Source organism: Bradyrhizobium sp. AZCC 1678 (assembly GCF_036924765.1).
Classification (GTDB): Bacteria; Pseudomonadota; Alphaproteobacteria; order Rhizobiales; family Xanthobacteraceae; genus Bradyrhizobium; species Bradyrhizobium algeriense.
The window spans coordinates 3,694,760-3,720,332 of sequence record NZ_JAZHSE010000001.1 but is presented as its reverse complement, the minus strand read 5'-3'; the positions used below and the strand labels follow the sequence as shown (position 1 = coordinate 3,720,332).

Sequence of the window (25,573 nt, the reverse complement as noted above, 5' to 3'; positions counted from 1 at the left end):
GTTGCGCGCCGGTCTCGCGGTATCAACCGACGCATCATCCCGCAGGAAAATACCATGTCCCGGCCACGCATTCTCGTCATCAATCCCAACTCCAACCAGCTCGTCACACAAGGGCTGGAGCAAGCCTTGAAGCCGCTTGGCTTTGAAGGCGGACCGGAGATTGTCTGCGAGACGCTGATTGAAGGCCCCTACGGGATCGAAAGCCAGGCCGACGTCGATGGCGTGGCGATGCCGCTGCGCCGCCTCGTCGAAGGCGACAACCATTCGGCCGCCTTTGTCATCGCCTGCTACAGCGATCCGGGCCTGCACGTCTGCCGCGAAGCCACCGACCGGCCCGTGTTCGGCATCGCCGAATGCGGCGTACTGACAGCGCTCGCGCGCGCTGAAACCTTCGGCGTCATTGCAATCGCACAGCGCTCGATCCGCCGCCATGTCCGTTACCTCAGGCAGATGGGTCTGATGGATCGCCTGACCAGGGAACGGCCGCTCAACATGAGCGTGGCGGAGACAGCGTCGGGCGAAGGAACGCTCGCGAAGATGATCGAGGTCGGGCGCGCGCTCAAGGACGAAGACGGATCCGGCGCCATCGTGATGGGCTGTGCCGGCATGGCTCGTCATCGCCGGCCGCTGGAGCAGGCGCTCGGGATTCCCGTGATCGACCCGACCCAGGCGGCCGTGACCATGGCGCTGGGCACCGTGCAGTTCTCGCATCACTGATTTTGGTCGGACGTTTCGGCCGCTCCGTTGCGCAGGAGCCATTGCGCGTGGCTTTCGCGCGCCAGCGTAAAGGTATCGCGCTGGGCGGCGTAGAGATTGCCGAACAAGCGGCCGATCGGCTGGTAGGCATCGAAATCGACATACATCTTTTCCTGGTCGATCAGGCCCTCACGCGCGTGCAGGCGCAGCACCTCACCGACGAGAAGCTCACGGCCGGGCCCGAAGGCGAGTGCGACGTGCTGCCGGCATTCGAGCGCGAAAGGTGCCGCAGCCAATCGCGGCACCGCGATATCGATCGACGGCAGTGTCTTTAGCCCCGTCGCCTCCACTTCGCTGTCACCGGAGGGAAAATCGATCGCGCAGTCGTTCATGGTTGCGGCCAGCGTCTCGTCCACCAAATGCACAACGAACTGCCCGCTGCGGTGGATGTTGCGCGTGGTGTCTTTTGGACTGAGATCGGGTTTGTGCTGCAGGCCGAGCACCAGAAGGGGCGGATCTTCGGAGAAGACGTTGAAGAAGCTGAACGGAGCCGCGTTGACGCTGCCGTTCTCGTCGAGCGTCGTGACCAGCGCGATCGGCCGCGGCACCACGACCCCACACAGCAGCTTGTAGCGGTCGTGGGGGGCAAGTTCGCGGAAGGAGATACCGGACATCTAGTTTTCCGGAGGCGGCACCGCGCCGGTGCGGCTAGTGATCAGGCCGTAATGCTCAATGCGGCGGTGCAGCGCGAAATTGAAGATCGTGTTCTTGCCGAAGATGGTGGCGTCGAGATCGCAGGGGTGAACCAGCAGCTCATCCTCTTCGGTCCTTGCCTCGACAACGATCTCGCCGTCCGGATCGACGATCAGGCTGCCGCCGATCAAGGGGTGGCCGTCCTCGACGCCGGCCTTGGCGACGCTTACGACCCAGGTCGAGTTCTGGTAGGCGCCGGCCTGCGCGGAAAGCCGGTTGTGGAACAGCCGCTTTTCTGGCCCCTCCTCGATCTTCTCGGCATTGACCGAGGGCGTGTTGTAGCCGATCAGCACCATCTCGACACCTTGCAGGCCCATCACGCGATAGGTCTCCGGCCAGCGCCGGTCGTTGCAGACCGCCATGCCGAAGATGCCGCCGAGCGCGCGCCAGACGTTGAAGCCGAGATCGCCCGGCTCGAAGTAGCGCTTCTCCAGATGCTGGAACGCGCGTTTCGTATCGAACTCCGAATGACCGGGCAGATGAACCTTGCGGTACTTGCCGACAATTTTCGCGGATTGGTCGGTGAGGATGCAGGTGTTGAAATAATGCCCGTCCGGCGTCAGTTCGGCATAGCCAAAATTCATTACCATGCCGTGGTGGGCGGCTCGTTCAAACAAAGGCCTTGTCGCCGCATTCGGCATCTCGCGTTCGAACCAGGTATCGACCTCGGCCTGATCCTCCATGTACCAGCGCGGAAAGAACGTGGTGAGCGCGAGCTCCGGATAGACGATCAGATCAGCGCCCTTCGCCTTGGCTTCATCCATCAGCGCGATCATGCGCTTGACGACGGCTTCACGGCTGTCGGCTTTCTGGATTGGACCCAACTGGGCGGCGGCAACGTTGATGACGCGCATGGATAACTTTCTGGATGCTTCCATTTAAGGCGGCGCTTGCATGAAAATGAAGCAGTCCGCGGAGCTCGGAATCTTTTCCGGCTCGATCGACGTCGGCAGTTAAAGTTTTGGTTCACGCGAAGTCAATTCCAGAGACAGTCCGTGTGACGCACGTCAGTTCTGCGTTTCTGCTTGTCACCGCGAGCACCAGTTCTGAAGCGCCGACGGTCGCCAACTCAATCAAGCCACAGATTGTCGTGGGGGCCCACGCGCACCGTACCTGATCGCGCGCGTCAAGCGCACGACGAATAGTCCCGCTTCTCGATCTCGTTTTCCGCGATGACCCGCGGGCGCAAGAACCGGCAGCCCAGCCCTCCGCACCGAAAGGGTTAACGGCTGGTATGTCCTGACGTACCCGAACTCAAATCGCCGTTGTGTTCGGTCGAAATCTGACTATACTACTGTCTCAGCCGCAGCCGCTGCTGAGATTTTGATGTTGGTGACCAGGCCCGTCTATTTAGGCGGGCCGTCGCCGTTTCAGGGTTCGTGGCGATGACTCGTTCCAATCGGATTGATCATATTCGCATTACGTCGCACCCGGCACCGGGTGCCAAGCTTAAATTCCCGATCGCCTGGGGCGCAACCAGCGCGCGCGAACGCGGACCGGTGATCGGCACGGTGTCGCGCCCGCAGGACCGCAACGTGATCGGCACCCACGGCGGCTCCTATTCGGTCTATCGCGCGCTCGCCGTCTCGTCCGGCGCCCTCGACCCGATCCGACGTCCGGACCTCACCAATACCCACCCTGCTGAAACGATCGGGCCGTTTCCGCAATGGACCGAGCCGCAGCGGATCGTCTCGCTCGATCCATGGGGACATCTCGCCGCGGAGACCTTCGCGAGCGAGATCACCGAGGGCATCGACATCCGTCCGAGTATTGCCATTACGCGTGCCCGTCTTGATCTGCCCGAACTGCAGGCAGCGATCGAGGCTGGACGGCTCAGGCAGGATGGCACGGTCGTGCACAAGAATGGCAGCGTCTCCGTGGTCAAGATCGCGATCGACCCGGTCTGGTATCTGCCCGGCCTGGCGGCGCGCTTCGCAACCACCGAGAACAATCTGCGCCGACAACTGTTCGAACAGACCGCCGGCATGTTTCCGGAACTGGTGACGCGGCCCGATCTGCATGTCTTTCTGCCGCCGATCGGCGGCACCACAGCCTATCTGTTCGGCGACGTCAGCAAACTGCCGGACCACTCCACCAAGATAACCTGCCGCGTGCATGATGAATGCAACGGCTCCGACGTGTTTGGTTCTGACATCTGCACCTGCCGTCCCTACCTCATTCACGGCATCGAGGAATGCGCGCGCGCAGGCCAAAGCGGCGGGCTCGGCATCATCATCTACAATCGCAAGGAAGGCCGCGCGCTCGGCGAAGTGACAAAATTTCTCGTCTATAACGCCCGCAAGCGGCAGGAAGGCGGCGACGCCGCCGCGCAGTATTTCGAGCGTACCGAATGTGTCGCCGGCGTGCAGGACGCCCGCTTCCAGCAACTGATGCCGGACGTGGTGCACTGGCTCGGCCTCAAGCGGATCGACCGCTTCGTTTCCATGAGCGACATGAAGCACGACGCGCTGACCGGCCAGGGCATCGAAATCGTCGAGCGTGTGCCTATCCCCGATGACATGATCCCGGCCGACGCGCACGTGGAAATCGCGGCCAAGAAGGCCGCGGGTTACTACACGCCCGAGCCGCAGCAAGACCCGGACAACCCGGTCGGCCGTTCGCTCGAAAAATATTGAGAGAGGCGGCGGCCTTGTCCCTTGCAAATCCGGAGGCGTCAGCCGCTTTGACGCTACTAAGTGCGACGGCAGTCCGCGAGCGCGCGCACCGCATGCTCGCCATCGGCCTTGAAGACAGGCTTCCAAACTTCCGCATCGACCTCGATCGCATGGACGGCGCGGTCGATCTGGTGCTGGAAACGACGCGCAACGCCTACCCTTCGTTCGACGTGCCGTTTCATTCGCGCTGGCGGCACTTCGTCACCGATGGGGATAATCGTTGGGCTGCTGTCGCCGACCGGACCGGCTGGCACGATCGCGCGGCCCGCGCCCGGGCCGAATTCGATCTGGCCATTGTCAGCGTCTTCCTGGATGCCGGCGCCGGTCCATCGTGGCGCTATCGTGATCCCAAAACCGGATCGGCGATCGGCCGTTCGGAAGGATTGGGGCTGGCCAGCCTTGCCATGTTCACGGGTGGCGCATTCTCGGCAGCCCCGCTTGAGCCCTTGCGCGTCGATGCCGGCGTGCTCGCGAATCTTGGCGTTGCCGACCTCGAACGCGGCATGCAAGTCTCGGATGCCAATCCGCTGGTCGGGATGGACGGCCGCGCTGACCTGTTGCGTCGCCTGGGCCGGCTGGTGGCCTCGAAACCGGAAATATTCGGCAGCCGCGACATGCCGCGGCCCGGCGGCCTGTTCGACCGGCTTGCGATGCTGGCGGAGGGTGGAAACCTGCCCGCCCCGACGATTTTAACTGAACTGCTGCAACAACTCGGGCCGATCTGGCCGTCGCGGCTGACGCTGGGCGGGATCGCGCTCGGCGATTGCTGGCGGCATCCGGCGTTGACGACCGCGGATGCGACCAATGGCCTGGTGCCGCTGCACAAGCTCTCGCAGTGGCTGGCATACTCTCTCATCGAACCGCTGCAGACATCCGGCATCAGCGTGACCGATATCGACGGCCTGACCGGCCTTGCCGAATATCGCAATGGCGGGCTGTTCGTCGATACCGGCGTGCTCGCATTTCGCGATGCAGCAGCAGCGCAGCAAGAACACGAGGTATCGTCACAGTTGGTCGTGGAATGGCGGGCGCTGACGGTGGCGCTGCTCGACCGCGTGGCCGATGGTCTGCGGCATCGGCTAGGACGCGATGCCACGTCGATGCCGCTGGCGAAAATTCTGGAGGGCGGCACGTGGGCTGCGGGCCGACGGCTGGCGCGCGAACGCCGCCCCGACGCGTCGCCTCCGGTAAAAGTCATCAGCGACGGTACGGTATTCTAGATCCGAGGTCAGAGAAAATGGACGGCGTTACAATCGTTAGGCATCCACTGGTGCAGCACAAGCTGACGCTGCTGCGGCAGAAAGACAGATCAACCAAGTCGTTTCGCGAACTCCTCAAGGAGATCGGGATGCTGCTATGTTACGAAGTCACCCGTGACCTGCCGCTGGCCGATATCGAAATCGAAACGCCGCTTGCGCAGATGAAGTCGCCGCAGATCGCGGGCAAGAAGCTGGTGTTCGCGCCGGTGCTGCGTGCCGGCGTGACCTTCGCGGAAGGCATGCTCGATCTGGTGCCGACCGCGCGGATTGCGCATATCGGCCTTTACCGTGAGCCGGAAACCTTCACGGCGGTAGAGTATTTCTTCAAGGCGCCGAGCGATCTGCATGAGCGGCTGGTGATCGTGATCTCGCCGGTGCTGGCAACGGCGAACTCCGCCGTCGCCGCGGTCGATCGGCTGAAAGAGCGTGGTGCGAACGACATTCGACTGGTCTGCCTGATCGGCGCGCCGGAAGGCGTCGAGCGCATACGCGGCATTCATCCGGACGTTCCGATCTGGCTTGCGGCGATCGACCAGGGGCTGGACGGCAACGCCTATATCGTGCCGGGTCTCGGCGACGCCGGCGACCGCGCCTATGGCACAAAGTAGGTTGGCGGTGTCACAACACGGGATCAGTGAGCGGAGCCCGGCGCTTCCGGCAACGCCTTGAGATGACACGCCACCGATTGTCCGCCTTCGACTGAACGAAGCTCCGGCTCTTCCGTCCGGCAGCGATCGAACACGAATGGACACCTGGTGTGGAAGCGGCACCCGCTGGGCGGATTGATCGGGCTCGGCACGTCGCCCTTCAGGATAATCGGGTTGCGAATGGCCCCGGGCTCCGGCACCGGCACGGCTGACAGCAGCGCCCTGGTATAGGGATGCCTCGACGCGGTGAAGATTTGCTGCCTGGGCGCCATCTCGACGATCTTGCCGAGATACATGACAGCAACGCGGTGTGTCATGTGCTCGACGATCGCGAGATCGTGGCTGATGAAGAGCAGCGCGAGACCGAACTCCCGTTGCAGATCCTGCAGCAGGTTGACGATTTGCGCCTTGACGGAGACGTCTAGCGCCGAGACCGCCTCATCGCAGACGATCAGTTCGGGTTCCGCGGCAAGCGCCCGGGCGATGCCGATGCGCTGGCGCTGACCGCCCGAGAATTCATGAGGTCGGCGGCCCAGCGCGTCGCGCGGCAGCCGCACAGTGTCCATCAGCGCCGCAACCTTCGCCTCGAGTTCGGCGGAAGATTTCGCGAGGCCGAAATTGCGGATCGGCTCGGCCAGGATGTCGCGGACGCGCATGCGCGGGTTGAGGCTGGAGAACGGATCCTGGAACACCACCTGCACGCGGCGGCGCATGCTGCGCAAGCCGCCGGGGGAAAGATCATCGATCCGCTGGCCATCCAGCACCACCTGCCCGCCGGTGATGTCGAACAGCCGCAGGATGGCCCGGCCGACCGTCGACTTGCCGCAACCGGATTCGCCGACGAGAGACAGCGTCTCGCCGCGCTCGACCTCGAAGGAAACACCGTCCACGGCATAGACCCAGTTGGACTTGCGGCTGAACAGGCCGCCACGGACCGGAAAATGCTTCTTGAGGTCGTTGACCTGGAGCAATGGGGCGCTCATGCCGCGGCCGCCTCCTTGCGCGCGTAATGACAGGCGGCGATGTGGCGGGGCCCTTTCTCTTCGAGACCCGGGGCGACCTGCCGGCAAAGATCGGTCGCGAGCGAACATCGCCCGGCAAAGACGCAGCCCTCGATCCGCCCCTTGAGGCTGGGTACCTGGCCGGGGATTTCGGCGAGCCGCCGCGCCGCGCCTGTTAGCGAAGAGCCGAGCTTGGGCACCGCGCCAAGCAGGCCCTGCGTATAGGGATGACGGGGCGAGCGGAACAGTTCGGCGACCGGCGCCTCCTCGACCTTGCGGCCGGCATACATCACCATGACGCGCTCGGCGATTTCAGCGACCACACCGAGATCGTGTGTAATCAGAACGATCGCCGCGCCAACGCGGCGCTTGAGGTCGAGCATCAGCTGCAGGATCTGCGCCTGGATGGTGACGTCAAGCGCCGTGGTCGGCTCGTCGGCGATCAGGAGTTTTGGATTGCAGGCGAGCGCCATGGCGATCATCACGCGCTGCCGCATGCCGCCGGAAAGCTGATGCGGATATTCGCGCACGCGCCGCACAGGCTCCGGGATACCGACCAATGTCAGCATCTCGATGGCGCGGGCCTCTGCCGCCTGCTTGTCGAGCCCCTGATGCATCCGCAGCGTCTCGCCGATCTGACGGCCGACTGTCAGCACCGGATTGAGGCTCGTCATCGGTTCCTGGAAAATCATCGAAATGTCGTTGCCGCGAATGGCGCGCATCTCCCGTTCGGAGAGTTGCAGCAGATCCTTGCCCTGGAAGCGGATAGAACCTGCGATCTTGCCCGGGGGCTCGGCGATGAGCCGCATCAGCGACATCGAGGTAACCGACTTGCCGCAGCCGGATTCGCCGACGATGGCCAGCGTTTCACCTTCGTTGACATGAAAGGAGACGCCGTCGACGGCCCGGTTGATACCCTCGGGGGTACGGAAATGAGTCTGCAGATTTTCGACTTCGAGCAATGCCATCGGATCAGAGACTCTTGGCCATTCGCGGATCGAGCGCATCACGTAGGCCGTCGCCGAGCAGGTTGACGGCGAGCACAGTGACGGACAGAAACGCGGCGGGAAAGAACACGATGTAAGGCTTGACCTGCCAGAGCGCCCTGCCCTCGGCCATGATGTTGCCCCAGGACGGAATGGTGGGTGGCGTGCCGGCGCCGATGAAGGAGAGGATCGACTCCACGATCATGGCGCTGGCGCAGATATAGGTTGCCTGGACCAGCATCGGCGCCAGCGTGTTGGGCAGGATGTGACGCAGGATGACCATCGGCGTTCGCGTGCCCGAGGCCGTGGCGGCATCCACATAGGGCTGCTCGCGCAGCGACAGCACGACACTGCGCACCAGCCGCGAGACGCGCGGGACTTCGGCAATCGTGATGGCCAGGATGACGTTGCCGACACTCGCGCGTGTCAGCGCCATCAGTGCGACGGCCAGCAAAATCGGCGGGATCGACATCAGCCCGTCCATGAACCGCATCAGGATGCTGTCCGCCCATCGCACGAACCCCGAAACCAGGCCAATAGCGAGACCGGCGAGTGAGGACAGTATGGCTACCGACAAGCCCACGGTGAGCGACACCCGTGCCCCGTAGAGCACGCGTGAATAGATGTCACGGCCGAGCAGGTCGGTGCCGAACCAGAAATCCGCGGAAGGCAGGCGCGTGCGCTTGGCGGGCGCGAGCGCGGTCGGGTCGACGGTCCCAAGCCAGGGCGCGAAGATCCCAACCAGGACGAGGCAGAGCAGCAAGGCGCCGCCGATCGCAACCGTTGGATGACCGCGCAGGAAGCCGAACACACCGCGCCGGATGGCCACCGGCAGCAGCAGGTCCGGCAGTTGCGGCGCGATGACGAGGCCCGGCGGCACCGGCGCCGTGCTTGACGTGGAGATGCTCAATAGCGGATCCTCGGATCGACCAGGGTGTAGGTGACGTCGACCATCAGGTTGACGAGCACATAGAGGAAGCTGAACAGCAGCACGATGCCCTGGATGACCGGATAATCGCGGCGCAGGATCGCGTCGATCGTGAGCCGGCCAAGTCCCGGAATGGCGAACACGCTTTCGGTCACCACCGCGCCGCCGATCAAGAGAGCGATGCCGATACCGATCACCGTCACGATCGGAACGGCTGCGTTTTTCAGCGCGTGAACGAACAGGATGTTGCGCTGCCCGAGGCCTTTGGCGCGGGCGGTGCGAACATAATCCTGCTGCAGCACTTCGAGCATGGAGGCGCGGGTAATGCGCGCGATCAGCGCGATGTAGACGGTGCCGAGGGCCAGGGCGGGAAGAATGAGGTTCTGCAGCCATGGCCAGAAGCCTCTTGCAAGCGGCGTGTAGCCTTGCACGGGAAGCCATTCGAACTGCAGCGCGAACACATAGGCAAGGACGTATCCGACAACAAAGACCGGAAGCGAGAAGGCGAACACGGCGAATGCCATGATAGTGCGGTCGATCCAGCTTCCCGCCTTCCACGCCGCCGCCACGCCGAGCGGCACCGCGACAAGGATGGTCAGGACGAGCGTAATCGCCATCAGCGAGAATGTCGGCTCGATGCGCTGCGCGATCATCGCGGAGACCGGCAGGTTGGTAAAGATCGAGGTGCCGAGATCGCCATGCAGGATATGCCAGAGCCAGGTCCCGAACTGGATCAGAAACGGCCGGTCGAGGCCAAGGCCCTGGCGTATGCGCTCAACGTCGGCCGGGCTCGCCTGGTCGCCTGCAATCACCGCGGCCGGATCGCCCGGCGCGATGTAGAGCAGACTGAAGACGAACAGCGCGACGATCCCCATCACGGGCAAGGTCGAGAGAACGCGCCGAAGGATATACGAGACCATGTGGGTTTACTGCGCCGTCATGCGGTCTTCGACACGCCCCAGAAGAAGGGCAGCGGCCCCTTGGCGATACCGGAGACGTCCTTGCGCCACGCCGTGTAGCTCAGGAAGAAGCCGGTCGGCGCATAGACCACGTCCTCCATCGCCGCCTTGTTGAGGCGCTTGACCGCAGCCTTCTCCTCATCGAGATTTTTGGCATCGAACCATGCCGTGACTTCCTTTTCCACGGCCGCGCTAGTGGGCCAGCCAAACCACGCCTTGTCGCCAGTGCCACGTACAGCGTTGTAGACGGCCGGATTGACGCAGTCCGCGCCGGCGTGCCAGGTATGAAACATCCCCCAGCCGCCTTGGCCCGGCGGCGTTTTCTGGGCGCGGCGGGAACCGACCGTACCCCAATCGGTCGCGACGAAATCGACATTCATGCCCATCTGCTTGAGCAGATCGGCGGTGACATCGCCTTGCGCCTTGGTGATCGGTTGATCCTGCGCCACCACGCAGGTGACCGGCTGGCCTGAATAGCCGCTCTCGGCCAGCAGCTTCTTTGCCATTGCGAGATCGCGCTTGCCTTTCAGGATCTCGCCGCCCTCTTCCGTGTAGAGCGGCGTATCCGGCGTGAAGAAGCCCGGCAACGGCTTCCAAAGCGCGGTATCGTCGCCGACCAGCGCGCGCATGTAGTCTTCCTGGCTCAGCGCCGCGAGCACGGCACGTCGCACCTTCACATCGTTGAAGGGCGGATGCAGGTGGTTCATCCGGAATGAGCCGATGTTGCCGAGGGGATCGGCGATGTCGACGTTGATGTTGCGGTTCTTCTTGAGCGACGGCACGAGATCGGTGATGGGGCTCTCCCACCAATCGACCTCGCCGTTCTGAAGTGCTGCCGCCGCCGTGGCGGCATCCGGGATCACCACCCATTCGATGCGGTCAACCAGCATCTGCTTGCCGCCGGCGAGCCAGGACGTCTTCTCCTGCCGCGGCGTGTAATCGGCAAACTTCTCGAACACCGCCTTGGCGCCAGGCACCCATTCGCCCTTTGCGAATTTCATGGGGCCTGAGCCGATATATTCGGGGATCTGCTTGAACGGGTCGGTCTGGGCGATACGCTCCGGCATGATGAACGCGCAGGGCGTGCTGTTCTTGCCCAATGCCAGCAGCATCTTCGGATACGGCGCCTTCAGCGCCCATTTGAAGGTTCGGTCATCAACGGCGGTCAGCTCGTTCTGGATCGCCTTGAGCATCAGGCCCATCGGATCGCGCGCCGACCAGCGCGCGAGACTCGCCACCACATCCTTGCTCAGCACCGGTTCGCCGTCGTGAAATTTCAACCCCGGCCGGAGCCGAAAAGTCCAGACCAGCCCGTCATCGGACACCTCCTCGGACTCGACCATCTGGCGCTGCGGCTGCAGCGTGGCGTCGAGGCCGTAGAGGGTGTCCCACACCAGCGCGGCGGCGTTGCGCACGACATACTGGGTCCCCCAGATCGGATCGAAATTCGCGAGATTGGCCTGCGGCACAAAGCGCAAGGTGCGCGCCGCAGCGCCTTGGGAATGCGCCGGCATCGAAAGGCCGCCCGTCGCCGCCAAGCTTCCTACCCCGGCCAATCCCTTCAACACAGTTCTGCGATCCATAGGGCTCTCCCAGTCTCGGGTTGTCATGGCAGTTCCGGCCAATTCAGTGGCCGAAGGTTCGACGCCGCACGAGGTGAAACGGGCCAGTCAAACCGATGCCAATCAGTCTCCTTTTGCTTGCAAGCGGTATGCCAGCACGGCCAGCTCACGCGCCCGCCGACTTCCGGCCGACCACACGAGAAGCCCTTGCAAGCGATCACATTTTCGCGCGGTGATATCCATTTGCGGTTCTAACCTGCGAGTTGCTTGAACTTCGGCGATTGCTTCGGGTGCCACCAACGGCCGGCAATGACGACGCCTTCGGACACAATCTTGCGGTCGCCGATCAGTTGCTCGCCGACGGCGTCGACATAGTCGAACCGGACTTGCTCGACCGAGATGAGGGTGGCGTCTCCCGCGCTTCCCGGCTTGAGGCTGCCGAGTTCGGGACGCCGCAGCGCCATCGCCGCGTTGACCGTCGAAGCCGCGACCACATCAGGGAGCGGCATGCCCATGCACAGGAACTTGGACATGGTCGTCACCTGATCAAAGGCCGGCCCATCGATGCACAGGACATGGACGTCAGAGGAAATCGTGTCGGGATAGAAGCCGTTGGCAAGCATCGCGCGGGCAGTCTTGAAGGCGAATGAGCCTTTACCGTGGCCGATGTCGAACAGCACGCCGCGTTCGCGCGCCTCCAGCACCACCCTCTTCACCGTGCCCTGGGCTGTGGCGGGCGTATTGGGAAACGGCCGGAACGCGTGCGTGAGAACGTCGCCTGGACGCAGCCGGGCAAGCACCTCCTCATAGCTCGGCGGCGGGTGATCGATATGCGCCATCAGCGGCATGCCGACCTCTTCAGCGACCTCAAGCGCAATTTCGAGCGGCACGATCCCCGAGGTGCCCGAAGCATGGAGCCCTACCCGCACCTTGATGCCGACGATGAGGTCGCGGTTGGCCTCTGCCACCTTGACGGCGTCGATCGGGTTCATCAGCCGCATCTCCTCGCTCTCGCCGACCATGACCCGGTGCGAGAAGCCGTAGATGCCGGCGTGGGAGACGTGCAGATAGGCCAGAATGCGGACCTGGCTCGGCTCGATGACGTGCTTGCGGAAGCCGGCGAAATTACCGGGGCCGGCGCTGCCGGTGTCGACTGCCGTAGTAACGCCGGAGGTACGGCAGAACTCCTCGGCGTCGATGCCGAGCGAGGTGCCGCCCCAATAGACGTGGGTGTGCAGATCGATCAAACCGGGGGTGACGATGTAGTCAGATACGTCCCGCACATCGGTTCCGGGACCGGCCTTGAGCTCGCTTCCGACCATGGCCACTTTGCCACCCGCGAAGGCGACATCCGTCACCGCGTCGAGCTTCTGGGAGGGGTCGATCACGCGGCCACCGCGCAGGATCAAATCGATGGGCATTGCAATCTCCTGACGGTGCGTGTGCCGACCAGCCGTTCAGCCATTGAAGGCCGCCTGGGCTTCCGGCAGATCCCAGATCTTGCCGATCGCCGCTGACGCGGCCGAAATCATCGCGGCTTCGTCGCCGTGAATGTACCGGCCCGCATCGATCAGTACACGCCCGTCAACGATGACCTGATCGATGTTGGCGCGGTTCCCGAGCGCGACGAGCCCGCGCCGTGGGTCGAACAGCGGCTGTAAATGGGGATGGGTCAGGTCGACCACGGTGAGGTCGGCGGTTGCGCCCGGCGTGATCGTCCCGAGATCCGGCCGCTTGATGACCGCCGCCGCGGTTGCGGTGACCGACTCGATCAGGTCAGGTGCGTTGGCGACATCTGCACGAGCGGACGCAATCTTCGAGATCATCGACGCGGCGTTGAGTTCGCCGAGCAAGTCCATGTTGTAGCCGTCGGTTCCGACCACCGTCCGGACGCCATGCTCCGCGAACCGGCTGAACGCCGCGGTAACGCCCGAGCGCGCAAACACGCGCGGGCAGTTCAGCACCGTGGCGCCCTTCGCCGCCATCAGCTTCAAATCGCCATCGGTGCTCGCGATGCAGTGCGCCGCCATAAGATCCGGCGCCAGAAGGCCAAGCCAGTCGAGATATTCAGCCGGCGTGCGACCGCCGTGACGGCTTCCGATTGTCGCGACTTCAGCCTGGCTTTGCGCGAGATGGGTGGTGATGGGAATGTCGAGTTCGCGCGCGCGGGCGGCACACGCCCGCAGCAGATCCGGACCACAGGTGTCGGTCGCGTGCGGGCTCATCGCAAGGCTAATACGGCCGTCGCCGCGTCCATTCCAGCGATCGTACAGCGCGTTCCAGGTGTCCATATCGGCCTGGCCGTCATCGCCCGCGTAATGCACCACGCCGTCCGGACCTGCCTTGGCATCCGAGGTCGAAAACAAATACGGCGCGCCGTAGAAGCGGATTCCCATTTCCTCGGCGGCGTCGAACATCTCCGGAATGGTATTGCGGAACGGCTCCATCACAGTGGTGGCGCCGCCCTTCAACAATTGCAGAATGCCGAGCCGCGCGATCGCGAGCCGCTCCGACGGCGACAACAGGTCCGCACCGCGCTTGGTCAGCGGCAGCAACACCGTATAGACGATGCTCTGGTTGTTCCGCCGACCATTGCCGTCCTCAGTGTGTGTCCGGGCGACGGCTTCGCTGAAGCAGTGGTTGTGCAGGTTCATGAGGCCGGGCAGCACGAAGCGGCCCGGTTTGTCGAACACCTCGGTGGCGGACGGCCGCTCGCGCGTGACGGCGGCGATCCTTTTTCCTTCCAGTAACACCCAGTGATCGCGCAGCACCTCCTGCACGCCATCCCTGCGCGACAACACATAGCTGCCGAAGATCGCGATCGTACTCATGCCGGTTTCACATTCCAGAATACGGCCGTACCGTCGAGGATGCCGGTGATGTTCGAGCGGTAGGCGGTCGGTTGTTTGTACTGACCGCTCGGGAAGTAGGGAACCTCCTCGAACGATAGTGCCTGGATATCGCGGCAGATCCGCTGCTGCTCGGCAAGGCTGGCGGCGGCGAGCCACTGGCTTCGCAGTGCCCCCATCTTCTCGCTCTTGTACCAGCCGGCCGTCTTGCTGTCGCCGCGCAGATTCGAATTGCCGGCCGGGGTCAGCCAATCGATGCCTTGCCAGTTGCCAACGCCGGCGCTCCAGCCGCCCTGCGCGATGGGATCCTTTTTCAGCTGCCGCTGCAATACCACGCCGAAATCCAGCCCGGCATATTCGACATTCATGCCGGCCTGCTGCAGCATGTCGGCTGCGATGTCGCCGAGCGGTTTTTGCGCAAGCGAGTTGGTGGGGACGAGGAGCACCACCTTCTCGCCATTGTAACCAGCCGCTTTCAGGTCGGCCTTGACCTTCGCCATGTCGCGCGGCCCGCGGAACACATCGAGGCCGACATCGCTCGCCATCGGCGTACCCGGCGCAAAGAAGCCGATCGGTGAGGATTGGTAAGCAGGATCGTCGCCTGCAACCGCCGTCATGAAGGCGGACTGGTCGATCGCGCCCAGCAGCGCCCTGCGGATGGCGGGATTGTCGAACGGCGGCTGCAGATGGTTCACGCGCAGCATGCAGGTGTACCCCCGCGGATCGAGAATCCGGGTGGTGATGCCACCGGTCCGTTTCAGCACCGGCAACAGGTCATGCGGCGTTGTCTCCTGCCAATCCTGCTCGCGCGTTTGCAGCGCTGCCACCCCCGTCGCGGCATCCGGCATCGTCGTCCAGACCACGCGGTCGTAATGAACGATCTTGGGACCGGCAGTCCAATCGGGCTTGCCGTCCTGACGGGGCTGATAGCGATCGAAACGGGCGTATACGTTGCGCGCGCCCTGCACGCGCTCATCCGCCACAAAGCGGAAGGGACCGCTGCCCACGACCTCGCCCAGCGGTTTGAACGGATCCTGGCTCGCCAGCCGCTCCGGCATCATGAACGGCGCCTGGATCGCGGCCTTGCCGAGCGCCGCAGGCAACAGAGGGAAAGGCCTGCTCAGCCGAAAGCGGATGGTGCGGTCATCAGGCGCCGACAGTTCGTCGGTTGCGGCCATCAGCTCGGCGCCGAAGCCGTCGCGGGCCGCCCATCGGCGAATGCTCGCGACGCAATCGCGCGCCAGCACGCGCTCGCCGTCATGCCATAGCAGGCCGTCGCGCAGCGTCAGGTCCCACTGCCGCTCGTCGTTGGAAACGACATGCCCGGACACCATCTGAGGCGAAACCTCGAGCGCCGAATTCATGCCATAGAGCGTATCGTAGACCATGAATCCGTGGTTTCGGGAAACCTGCGCCGTGGAGTAGATCGGATCGATGAAAGTCAGGTCGATCACCGGAATAAAGCGCAGCGTGGTCTGCGACTGCGCCCGCAGGATCCCTGGCAGCGACAACGCCGGCGCCGTGGCGGCGGCCTTTAGCAGTGAACGACGGGAAACGAGCATCGAGGATTCCAATATTTGATCAGCGCGGTTCTCAGAGGGTGGCCGCTTCGTGACTGCTGAAATTCGCCGCGATCGCCTCTCCGGTCGTGATCCACAGATCGGGGCAGGATTTGGCATAGGTGAGAAATTCCCGCAGCAGCCGAAGCCGCATCGGGCGGCCGCTGCATTGCGGATGCAGCACGGTCGTAACCATCGCGCCCCAATCCCTGACCTCGTCGAGCTCATCCTTCCAGATCGAGAGCACATGCTCCTTGGGAAAGATCGGCCGCGGGCTAAATCGGGCGGACAGTCCGTGCATCCAGTCGTCGTAGCTTGCGGTCACCGGAAGCTCGATCGTGCCCGGCTTGCCATCCGCAAGGCGATGGCGGTAAGGCCGCACGTCGTCGCGAAATGACGAGGTGTAGACGATGCCGTGGCGCACCAGCGCCACACGCAATTCCTCGGTGAATTCGCCGTAGGGCGCCCGATAGCCGGTCGGCTTGACGCCAAGCCTTCGCTTCAGCGCCTCAAACCCCCGCTCCAGCTCCTCCTCGATCCAGGGGTCGCCCGGATCCGGCAGCAGATGGTGGTAGCCATGATGGCCGATCTCGTGGCCCGCCTTCAGAATAGCCTCTGCCATCGCGGGATGCGCATCCACCGACCAGCCGGTGACGAAGAACGTCGCCTTCAGGTCAAGCTGATCGAGCAGCTCCAAAAGTTTCGGCGTGCCGACGCGCGCCTCGTAGCCGCCGTAGCTCATGGTGATGAGGCGCTGGGCGTGTAACGCATCCTTGCTGGTCCAGGCGCTCTCCGCGTCCACGTCGAAGGAGAGGAACATCGCCGAGGTGTAAGGCTTGGGCCAGGGGTAGTCCGGAGCCGGCGGCGCGGTGTTTGCGGGAATGAGCGGAATGCTCGCGAGTGCTTTACTGTCCAGCATTGATGGTCGCCTTCTCTACACCGTAGTCGGTCAATTTCCACTTCGCCAGCAAGGCACGGTAGGTGCCGTCCGCGATCAACGAGTCCAGCGCCTCCACGACCGCCTGCTGCAGCACCTTCTCCTTCACGCCCAACGCAAGCCCGGTGAACTGGGTCGCGAAGACGTCGCCGACCGGGAGATAGACGCCCGGCTCGAGGTCCATCATGTAGGGAAGCGTCTCGCCGCCCTGCACGGCCGCGTCGATCCGTCCCTGCCTGAGCTGGGTCCGGGCATCGGCCGATCCTTCAGTGCCGACGAATTGAATAGGATTGCCGCCGCAATGGGCGTCGCTCCAGGCAGCAATCAGCTTTGGAAACGATGTGCGCCGGCTGGCACCGACCTTTTTCCCGCAAAATGCCGTCGTGTCGTTGAACTCGGCGGCGCGCGATTGCTGCACGAAGAACCGGGGTCCGTTGCGGAGGTAGTCGACAAAGGTCGCCGTGTCCTGCCGGCTCGCCATATCCGTCATGCCGGACAGGATCGCATCCACCCTCCCCGTCGAAATCGCAGGCATCATCTGGTCGAAACTGGTTTGCTGCCAGTCGATCTTGATGCCGAGCTTCTTGCCGAGCGCCTCGCCAAGCTCGACGTCGAAACCGGTCAGCGTGTTGGTCGCGGGGTCGCGGAATTCCATCGGCGGATAATTCGGTACGATGGCGACCTTGATACTGCCCTGCTTGGCGATTTCCGGAGGCAGTTCGATCGCCATGGCCGAAATCATAGCGGCGCAAGTGAGCGCGGCAGCGAGAAACCATTTCATCATGACAATCGCTCCATCAGATCACCGCGGAAAGAAAGGATTGAGTACGCACTTCACGGGGCTTGCCCAGAACCTCCGCCGCAGGCCCGGACTCGACGATGACGCCATGATCCATATAGACGACCGTATCCGCCACCTCCCGCGCGAAGCCGAGTTCGTGCGTCACCACCATCATCGTCATGCCACTGCGGGCAAGCTCCTTCATGACGGCAAGCACCTCTCCGACCAGTTCAGGATCGAGGGCACTGGTCGGCTCGTCGAACAGCATCAGCATCGGCTTCATGGCGAGCGCGCGGGCAATCGCCACCCGCTGCTGCTGTCCGCCGGAAAGCTGTGATGGATAGGCATCGGCTTTCGCCGCCAACCCAACGCGCCCGAGAAGCTCCATCGCCTCCGCCCGCGCGTCCTCGCGACTGCGGCCCTGCACCTGCACTGGACCTTCGGTGATATTTTCAAGCGCGGTCTTGTGCGGGAACAGGTTGAAGCGCTGAAACACCATGCCGGTCTTCAGGCGCTGCCGTGCAATCTGCCGCTCGGTGAGACGATGCAATCGCCCACCCTCTTCCCGGACGCCCAGCAACTCGCCATCGAGCCAGATGCCGCCGCTATCGATCGACGAAAGCTGATTGATGCAACGCAGCAGCGTAGTCTTGCCCGATCCCGACGCGCCGATCAGGCACAGCACTTCACCTGCGCTGACGTCGAGCGAGACACGATTCAGGGCCTGAAAGTCCCCAAAGTTCTTGCTGACCGAACGGATGGCGACGAGCGGCTGGGTCATCGGGTGATCTGCAATGCTCCACGCGCGAAGCGCCGTTCGAGGAGCATCTGCAAAGGAGTCAGGATCGACACGACGAGCAGATACCAGGAGCCGGCGACGATCAGGAGTTCGATCACGCGTGAATTCGCGTAGTAGATATTCTCGGCGTTGTGCAGCACCTCCGGATACTGAATGACGCTGGCGAGCGACGTGGCCTTCACCATGCCGATGAATTCGTTGCCGAGCGGCGGGATCACTACCCGCATCGCCTGCGGCAGGATGATCCGGCGCAGCGCGCGCAGCCGCCCCATGCCGATCGCCTGCGCGGCCTCATATTGTCCGACGTCGACCGATAGCATGCCCGCCCGCATCACCTCTGAGGTGTAGGCGCCCTGATTGATGCCGAGACCGAGAAGTGCGGACAGAAACGGCGTCATGACGTCGACCGCCCGGGCCGACCATAGGCCCGGAATGCCGATCGTCGGAAATACCAGCGCGAGGTTGAACCACAGCAGTAACTGCAGGATCAACGGCGTGCCGCGGAACAGCCACGTATAGCCAGCGGCAACCGACGTCAGCACCGGATTGGACGAGAGCCTCATGATTGCGACGACGACGCCCAACACGATGCCGAGGGCCATCGCGAGCACCGCCATCACCATGGTGTTGGTGATACCTTCGAGGATCACCTTCGCTGTCAGGAAGCGGCTGACATAAGTCCATTCAATCTGACCGTTGACGAAAGCGCGACCGATCGCCGCCAGCACAACGAGAATCGCCGCCGCAGCGAGCCAGCGCCCCCAGTGAGCCTGACGCGCGACCGTCATCTCCGAAATATCGGGGAAACCTTCCGCGAGCGTGGGTGCTGCTCTCATTGCGTGGACGCATTCATCATCGGTTGGGCCACGGCGTTCGCGCCCAATCCATATTTATCGAGAATGGCCTTGTAGGAACCGTCAGCCATCATCGCTGCGAGATGTTCCGTCACCACTTCGCGCAGCGCTGCATCGTCCTTCCGGAACATGATGCCCTGATAGCCGGTGGAGAACGGTTCACCCAAAATGCGGTATTTGCCGGCCTCCTGCCCTTGGGCGTAAGGCAACGTTTCGCTACCCTGCACCGCGGCGTCGATACGGCCCTGCTTGAGCTGGTTGCGGACATCGATGCTGTTTTCGCCCGGAACATATTGCACGGCGGGCTTGCCGTTCGCCTCGCAATTCTGCTTGCTCCATTTCTCGATCTCGACCGGGAAACTGGTGCTGCGCGTCGTCCCGACCTTCTCGCCGCAGAGATCGATGGGAGACTTCGCCGCATTTTCCGTCAGGACGAAGAACTGCGGACCTGTCGCCAGATAGTCGATGAAATCGGCGGTCTCGCGTCGCGAACCGCGGTCCGAAATGCCGCTGATGATGAAATCCGCGCGCTTGGTCTGCAATGAGGGAATGAGTTCGGCGAACGGCGTTTCGCTCCAGACGATCTTCACGCCCAGCCGCTTGGCGAGTTCGTTGGCGAGATCGATATCGAGCCCGACGAGCTGGTTTGTGGTGGGATCACGATATTCCATGGGGGCGTAGGTCGAGTTGACTGTCAGCCTCAACGTGCCCGCCTGCTTGATCGATTCCGGCAATTCGGTGGCCTGTGCAGATGCAGCCGCAACCAGCACGGCGAACCCAACGGAGAACCAGAGAGGTGTCATATCAGTTCCTTCTGCCCGCACTGGCCGCTTGACGTTTGACCGCATCGAACGCGGCCGGTTCGACGACGCCTGCACGCTCCGTGATAGCCGCGTATTGCTCGGGCCGCCGGTGCGCGGCGAAATTGAACATCTTGTCCTTGCCCTGGCGGCAAAGATCGAGGTCGAGGTCTGCGACCACAATTTCGTCCACGAGCGTTTGCGCTTCGGCGACGATCCGGCCGTTGGGATCCACGATGCAGGAGCCACCGATCAGCCCGGAGCCATCCTCGCTCCCCGCCTTGGCGACCGCGATCGCCCAGGTGGCGTTCATGTAAGCGTTGGCTTGCGTTACGAGCTTGGAATGGAAGGTGCGCAGCGCCGCGTCTTCGGAGACACCGCCGTTTGGATCGTAAGCGGCGGAGTTGTAGCCGACGCAAACCAGTTCGACGCCCTGCAGGCCCAGCACGCGCCAGGCTTCCGGCCAGCGGCGATCATTGCAGATCATCATGCCCATGATTGCGTGGCTCCAGTCCGGTCCCGCCCGAAAGGCAGGAAATCCCAGATCGCCATATTCGAAATAGCGCTTTTCAAGCTGCTGATAGGCTGCGCCGGCACGCGGCTCGACCGAGCCCGGCAAATGCACCTTGCGATAGCGCCCGAGAATTTCTCCGTCACGATCGACCAGGATCGAACAGTTGAAGCGCTGACCGTCCGATGTCAGTTCGGCATACCCGACGTAGAAGCCAATGCCGAGCGCCCGGGCGCGGTCGAACAAGGGCTGCACGGCCGGATTTGGCATGCCACGCTCGAAGTAATGATCGAGTGCGTCGCCCTCGATAAGCCATCGCGGGAAGAAGGTCGTGAACGCCAGTTCGGGAAAAACGACCAGTGTTGCGCCGCGCGCAGCCGCCTCCTCCAGCAACGCCAGCATCCGGCCAAGCGTATGCTCCCGCGAGTCCGCTTTTTGCGTCGGCCCCATCTGAGCGGCGGCGGCGCGGAGAACTCGAACCAACATTGCCTCCAATCTAAGCGGATTGCTTACTCAAGAGGCGGATGATCCCGCTCCGATAGCGCTCCGATGCCGGGGTGATTACGCGGAAGCGCAGCCCTAAACGCAATCACTCGTGCTATGATATTTTCAGTGAGACAATAACCGGTAGTTATATGAACCTGCGCCAATTGGAGATCCTGCGTGCGGTTATCCGCCATCGGACCACGGTCGCGGCGGCGGACGAACTGGCGCTATCGCAACCGGCGATCAGCAACGCGCTGAAGACGATGGAGGCGCAGGCGGGCTTCGCTCTGTTCGAGCGGGTCAACAACCGGCTGTTCCCGACATCAGAGGCGATGGCGCTCTACAAGGAAAGCGAAGCGATCTTTGCGCTCCACGCCAAACTCGAAAATCGCGTGCGCGACTTGAGGGAGTGCCGCACAGGGCTGCTATCGATCGTGGCGACGCCGCCGCTGGCCTACAGCATTATTCCGCGCGCTTTATCGGACTTCCTGCGCCGCCGTCAGCAGACGCGCGTCTTTTTCGATGTGCGGCGTTACGAAGGAATCATCGACGGCGTGTCGAGCAGGGTCGCCGAACTCGGCTTCGCGCTCGGGCTGTCGCATCATCCCGGCATTGCGCATGAGGTGGTTCATACCGGCGAAATGGTTTGCGTCCTGCCGCCGAACCATCCGCTGGCCGAACGGCCGGTCATTTCAGCTTCCGACCTTGTCGGCTTGCCCTTCATCGGGCTGGAGCGCGGCACGCGGTTGGGCGAAGCCGTCCGCGAGAGCTTTGCGCAGGCCGGCGCGCCGTTCCAGCCGACCGTCGAGGTGCGCTACTGCAATACGGCCTGCGTGCTCGCGGCCGCCGGCGTGGGCGCGGCGGTCGTCGACCCGTTTTCACCGCGCCAGGGCGGTAGCCAGGACCTCATCGTTCGGCCTTTCACGCCCAAGACCGTGGCCGTGGCCTATATGCTGTGGTCCGAGGCGGAGCCGCTATCGCGCCTGGCCAAGGCGTTCCTGAATGAAGTCCGGCAGGCGAGCCGGTCCCTGGACCAAGGTGCCTCTTGAGCGTTGCGCGGCCCGAGGCTGCTCGGGCTCGTTGCTTACAGCGCCATGGCGGCAGCGTTGTTCGACGCGTCCGTCTTCCGCATCATCATCCGCGCAATCGCCTCGCCAATCACCACCGTGGTGAAATGGGTGTTGGCGCGGCAATCGGACGGCATGATCGAAGCGTCCGCCACGCGCAGCGCAGCGATTCCTTTCACGGTGCCATCCGGGTTCACCACGCCATTGGCGTCGTTGAAGCCCGCCATGCGACAAGAACCGGCGGCATGCTGAATGTCGCCGGTTTCGCGGCGGAGCAGCGCTTCGAGCTCCCCATTCGGCAGTGAAGCGGCCTGCGGCAGCGTCAGGTCGGTATCAATCAGGCGAATCCAGTCGCTGATTTCAGCCAGCGCCGGCCGGGTGGTGAGCACGGCTAGTCGCTTCACCGCGTCGACCATGCGCAGCAGGTCGCGGTCATCGGCAAGCATGTTTTCCTCGACGATCGGGTCGATCGACGCGTCGGTCGAAGCCAGCTTCAAATGACCGCGCGAGTAGGCGTTGAACAGACCTGCACCGATCGCGCCGGGGGTGCCGATGCCGCGGTGGTTGAAGGCGATCAGGATCATGTCGCGCTTGCCGCCATTCGCAAGCCCGGACGAATACGTTACGCAGCAGTTGGTATGACGTGTATCCGGGTCCCTCGGCCGACATTCCTCGCGCAGCTGTATGGTGGCGCGAAACAGCGGGTGGTCGAAGAAGTGCTTGCCGACCGGCAGGTCGCGCTCGACCGCGATGCCCATCGCCTTCAGCTCGTCGGCGGGGCCGATGCCCGAACGCAGCAATATCGCCGGGCTGTGGATGGCGCCGGCGCACAGCACGATCTCGCGCGCGCTGATTTCCAAACTGCCTTGCCCTTCGATGTGGACCAGTACGCCGGTGGCCCGGCCATCCCTGATCAAGAGGCGATCGACCAGCGCATGCCCCCGGATTTCCAGGTTGGCGCGGCCGCGCGCCGGCTCCAGATAGGCTTCATTGGTGGTGATGCGGCGGCTGTCGCGGCTGTTGATCGGATAACAGGCGACACCCTCGCCATCCGGTCCGTTGAGGTCAGCACACCACGGATACCCCGATGCCAGCGCGGCGTCGCGGAGCCCGCGGTCGATCGGGCCCCACTTCTCCGGCGGCGCGCGATAGACCGGCAACGGTCCATCACGGCCATGGCCTGCCCTGTCGCCGAACTCGAAATCATCCTCGATGACCGAGAACAGCGGCATCACCTCTTTTGCCGACCAGCCGGTGCAGCCACCGGCCGCCCAGTCGTCGAACGCGTCCGCGACGCCGCGGATGGCGATCTGGCCGTTCATCATCGAACTGCCGCCGAGGCCCTTGCCGCGCCAATAGAAGCGCGCCTCCTGTCCCGCCACTCGGCGGGTCAAAAGATTCGGCCACTGCCATTTCTCCTGATATTCGCGCTTGTGAATGATCGGGATCGGGTTCGGCGTGCGGACTTCCCAGGGCGCCTCGTCGGCGCGCCAGTCGAGGCCGGCTTCCAGCAGCAGCACGCGCCTGGCGGGGTCCTCGGACAGCCGGGCGGCAACCGCGGCGCCGGCAGAGCCGCCGCCGACTACAATGACGTCATACATGGCGTCACTTCTCGATGTTCCAGAAAATCGGAATCGCCGACGGTATCAAACCGCGCAGATTGGCGCGATAGGCAGCCGGCTGGGCGAACTGCCCCCACGGAATGCCCGGAGCCTGATCGTACATCACGGTCTGGATCTCGGCTGCGATCTTCTTGCGATCCTCCTCGGCGGGCGCCTTGGCAAAGGCATCCACCAGCGGCGTGATGCGCTGGTCGCATTGCCAGCCCGTGAAGTCGACGCAGTTGAACGCCACCATGACGTTCGTAAGCGGCGAGGCCAGATCGAAGCCGCCGGCGTGAACGCCATAAACGCTCCAGCCTTCTTTCTTGGTGCGACGGGCAAGCACCGAGGCCCAATCCATCACCTGCAAATCGACGTTGAAGCCGGCCTGCTTCAGCTTCTCTGCAAGAACCTGCGCCGAAATGCGCGGCGCTTCGAGGTCGCTGGCCTGCATCACGATAATCGGCTCGCCGGCGTATTTCGTCGCCTTGAGTGCCGCGCGCGCCGCCTCAACGGATGGGTTCGCTGCGGCGTCGGTTCCGGCCTTGCTGTCATAGGTGGTGCCGCAGGTGAAGAATGTTGCGCAAGGCGTGGCGTATTTGGCATCGAGGCCCAGCCCGTCCAACACCTCGCGCTGATCGACCAGCTTCCACAGCACGCGCCGGATCGCCGGATCGTCGAACGGCTTCTGCGCGGCGTTGAGGCGATAGGCGCCGGCAAACATGTTGCCTCCGGTGAAGTTCACGACCTTCACCTTGGCATTCTTTTCGAGGACCGGCAGCAGATCGAACGGCGCGTACTGCATGTAATCCACCTCGCCGGTCTGCAGCGCAGATGCGGCGGTGGAACCGTCGGGGATGACGCGAATTTCCAGCGTGTCTATATTGACGCGCTTGCCACCGGCCAGGAAGTCGGCGGGTTCGGAGCGTGACACATAATCGGCGAATTTTTTCAGGATCATGCGATCGCCGGTGCGGTGATCAGCCTTGCTGTAGACAAACGGTCCGGAGCCAACGATTTCGGTGATGCGTTGATCGGCGGGCGTCTTGGCGACGCGCTCGGGCATCATGAAGGCGACAGGGCTCACGGGATTGCCGAGCGCGTCTATCACCAGGCCCGACGGCTCTTTCAGCGTCAGCACGAAAGTTTTGGCATCACTCGGTTCGAGCGACGCGGTAATGGCGAAGATTCGCCGGCCGAGTGCATTGCGCTGGCCCCAGCGTCGCAGCGACGCGACGCAGTCCGCGGATGTAACCGGCTGGCCATCATGCCATTTCAGGCCGTCGCGCAGCGTGAACGTGTAGATCAAACCATCAGGCGAAACCTTCCAGTCCTGCACCATTTGCGGCTTGACCTCGCCCTTGGCGTCCTTTGCGAACAGGGTGTCGAACACCATGAATCCGAACGTCCGCGAGATATAAGCCGGCGTAAAATGCGGATCGAGCGTGGCGATTTCCGCTTCCAGCACCGCGACAAGATTGCCGCCGGAATAGGCCGGCGTAACCGCTGGAGCCGCGATAAGCGCGAGCGAAAACATCGCGGGGAAGAAAGCCTTCAATTTGGACATGGGTGCCTTTTCAGGTTCGTGAGCAGAGTCTGGGAGGATTTGGAAACGGCCAATGCACCTCGCGTGCAGTTGGTCTCTCAAGCAATGTCCATGCCGCAGGAGCTGCGCTGCGCATGTCACAGCGACTACCTGATGCGCGTTTGATCACGTGCGCGGTGATAGCGACGCCGCACCAAGAATGTCGCGGCGAGACTGGACCAACTCAACGACGTCACTCAAACAGCAATCTTTGGTCAGTTGCGCGAATTTTGAGCGTGGATTGTTCAAAAATGCTGCGCATCCACCCGTTGACGGCC

At 63.3% G+C, this 25,573-nt stretch carries 23 protein-coding genes; 5 read left to right on the top strand and 18 right to left on the bottom strand.

From position 1 onward, the window contains the following. Positions 1-54 precede the first annotated feature (54 nt). Positions 55-717, top strand: a complete 663-nt coding sequence (locus V1294_RS17565) for an aspartate/glutamate racemase family protein (protein WP_334498864.1) — start codon at positions 55-57, stop codon at positions 715-717. On the opposite strand, the gene V1294_RS17560 is transcribed toward V1294_RS17565, so the two are convergent. Further along, entirely contained in the window at positions 711-1,370 is a 660-nt protein-coding gene (locus V1294_RS17560) for a flavin reductase family protein (RefSeq protein ID WP_334498862.1), read from the bottom strand. The two genes, V1294_RS17565 and V1294_RS17560, sit on opposite strands and share 7 nt — an antisense overlap. After that, positions 1,371-2,303, bottom strand: coding sequence for an N-carbamoyl-D-amino-acid hydrolase (locus tag V1294_RS17555; protein ID WP_334498860.1), 933 nt, complete (start codon positions 2,301-2,303; stop codon positions 1,371-1,373). It lies immediately after the preceding gene. Positions 2,304-2,834: 531 nt separating this feature from the next. On the opposite strand from V1294_RS17555, the gene V1294_RS17550 reads away from it, so the two are divergent. From V1294_RS17550 to upp, 3 genes are read left to right on the top strand one after another with little or no spacing between them, the layout of a single operon-like run. Next, positions 2,835-4,085: a GTP cyclohydrolase II gene (locus V1294_RS17550; RefSeq protein WP_334481803.1), complete on the top strand. Its 1,251-nt coding sequence runs from the start codon at positions 2,835-2,837 to the stop codon at positions 4,083-4,085. A 47-nt stretch (positions 4,086-4,132) separates the two neighbouring features. Then, positions 4,133-5,344: a URC4/urg3 family protein gene (locus V1294_RS17545; RefSeq protein WP_334498857.1), complete on the top strand. Its 1,212-nt coding sequence runs from the start codon at positions 4,133-4,135 to the stop codon at positions 5,342-5,344. A 17-nt stretch (positions 5,345-5,361) separates the two neighbouring features. Beyond that, positions 5,362-5,991, top strand: coding sequence for a uracil phosphoribosyltransferase (gene upp / locus V1294_RS17540; RefSeq protein ID WP_334481806.1), 630 nt, complete (start codon positions 5,362-5,364; stop codon positions 5,989-5,991). A 23-nt stretch (positions 5,992-6,014) separates the two neighbouring features. On the opposite strand, the gene V1294_RS17535 is transcribed toward upp, so the two are convergent. The 14 genes from V1294_RS17535 to V1294_RS17470 all read right to left on the bottom strand — a co-directional run bounded on the left by V1294_RS17535 (position 6,015) and on the right by V1294_RS17470 (position 21,042). Further along, positions 6,015-7,013 (bottom strand): ABC transporter ATP-binding protein, encoded by a 999-nt coding sequence (locus V1294_RS17535; RefSeq protein ID WP_334481808.1) that lies wholly within the window; start codon positions 7,011-7,013, stop codon positions 6,015-6,017. Next, entirely contained in the window at positions 7,010-7,999 is a 990-nt protein-coding gene (locus tag V1294_RS17530) for an ABC transporter ATP-binding protein (protein ID WP_190241758.1), read from the bottom strand. The genes V1294_RS17535 and V1294_RS17530 overlap by 4 nt, the downstream gene beginning before the upstream one ends. A 4-nt stretch (positions 8,000-8,003) precedes the next feature. Beyond that, positions 8,004-8,927 (bottom strand): ABC transporter permease, encoded by a 924-nt coding sequence (locus V1294_RS17525; protein ID WP_334481811.1) that lies wholly within the window; start codon positions 8,925-8,927, stop codon positions 8,004-8,006. Continuing rightward, a complete protein-coding gene (locus V1294_RS17520; protein ID WP_334481813.1) occupies positions 8,924-9,865 on the bottom strand; it encodes an ABC transporter permease in 942 nt (313 codons plus the stop codon). Before V1294_RS17520 ends, V1294_RS17525 begins: the two co-directional genes overlap by 4 nt. Before the next feature lie 17 nt (positions 9,866-9,882). Further along, complete coding sequence (locus V1294_RS17515) at positions 9,883-11,487, bottom strand: ABC transporter substrate-binding protein (protein WP_334481815.1); 1,605 nt, start codon at positions 11,485-11,487, stop codon at positions 9,883-9,885. 230 nt (positions 11,488-11,717) lie between these two features. After that, a complete protein-coding gene (locus V1294_RS17510) occupies positions 11,718-12,887 on the bottom strand; it encodes an amidohydrolase/deacetylase family metallohydrolase (RefSeq protein ID WP_334498855.1) in 1,170 nt (389 codons plus the stop codon). 36 nt (positions 12,888-12,923) lie between these two features. Continuing rightward, positions 12,924-14,297, bottom strand: a complete 1,374-nt coding sequence (locus V1294_RS17505) for an amidohydrolase family protein (RefSeq protein ID WP_334481817.1) — start codon at positions 14,295-14,297, stop codon at positions 12,924-12,926. Next, complete coding sequence (locus V1294_RS17500) at positions 14,294-15,877, bottom strand: ABC transporter substrate-binding protein (RefSeq protein WP_334481819.1); 1,584 nt, start codon at positions 15,875-15,877, stop codon at positions 14,294-14,296. Before V1294_RS17500 ends, V1294_RS17505 begins: the two co-directional genes overlap by 4 nt. Positions 15,878-15,908: 31 nt before the next feature. Continuing rightward, positions 15,909-16,793 (bottom strand): polysaccharide deacetylase family protein, encoded by an 885-nt coding sequence (locus V1294_RS17495; RefSeq protein ID WP_334481821.1) that lies wholly within the window; start codon positions 16,791-16,793, stop codon positions 15,909-15,911. Continuing rightward, positions 16,780-17,595 (bottom strand): ABC transporter substrate-binding protein, encoded by an 816-nt coding sequence (locus V1294_RS17490; RefSeq protein WP_334481823.1) that lies wholly within the window; start codon positions 17,593-17,595, stop codon positions 16,780-16,782. The genes V1294_RS17495 and V1294_RS17490 overlap by 14 nt, the downstream gene beginning before the upstream one ends. Positions 17,596-17,608: 13 nt before the next feature. After that, a complete protein-coding gene (locus tag V1294_RS17485) occupies positions 17,609-18,373 on the bottom strand; it encodes an amino acid ABC transporter ATP-binding protein (RefSeq protein WP_334498853.1) in 765 nt (254 codons plus the stop codon). Next, positions 18,370-19,227: an amino acid ABC transporter permease gene (locus tag V1294_RS17480; protein WP_334498851.1), complete on the bottom strand. Its 858-nt coding sequence runs from the start codon at positions 19,225-19,227 to the stop codon at positions 18,370-18,372. Before V1294_RS17480 ends, V1294_RS17485 begins: the two co-directional genes overlap by 4 nt. Further along, on the bottom strand, positions 19,224-20,048 hold the full coding sequence (locus V1294_RS17475) for an ABC transporter substrate-binding protein (protein ID WP_334498849.1): 825 nt from the start codon (positions 20,046-20,048) through the stop codon (positions 19,224-19,226). The genes V1294_RS17480 and V1294_RS17475 overlap by 4 nt, the downstream gene beginning before the upstream one ends. A gap of 1 nt (position 20,049) precedes the next feature. Further along, positions 20,050-21,042, bottom strand: coding sequence for an N-carbamoyl-D-amino-acid hydrolase (locus V1294_RS17470; RefSeq protein WP_334498847.1), 993 nt, complete (start codon positions 21,040-21,042; stop codon positions 20,050-20,052). A gap of 149 nt (positions 21,043-21,191) precedes the next feature. Here V1294_RS17470 and V1294_RS17465 point away from each other — a divergent pair, with 149 nt between their 5' ends. After that, positions 21,192-22,091, top strand: a complete 900-nt coding sequence (locus tag V1294_RS17465; protein ID WP_334498846.1) for a LysR family transcriptional regulator — start codon at positions 21,192-21,194, stop codon at positions 22,089-22,091. A gap of 35 nt (positions 22,092-22,126) precedes the next feature. Here V1294_RS17465 and V1294_RS17460 read toward each other — a convergent pair whose 3' ends face one another. Both V1294_RS17460 and V1294_RS17455 read right to left on the bottom strand, forming a co-directional pair. Next, a complete protein-coding gene (locus tag V1294_RS17460; protein ID WP_334498844.1) occupies positions 22,127-23,710 on the bottom strand; it encodes a GMC family oxidoreductase in 1,584 nt (527 codons plus the stop codon). A 4-nt stretch (positions 23,711-23,714) separates the two neighbouring features. Further along, entirely contained in the window at positions 23,715-25,277 is a 1,563-nt protein-coding gene (locus tag V1294_RS17455) for an ABC transporter substrate-binding protein (protein ID WP_334498843.1), read from the bottom strand. Positions 25,278-25,573: the final 296 nt, after the last annotated feature.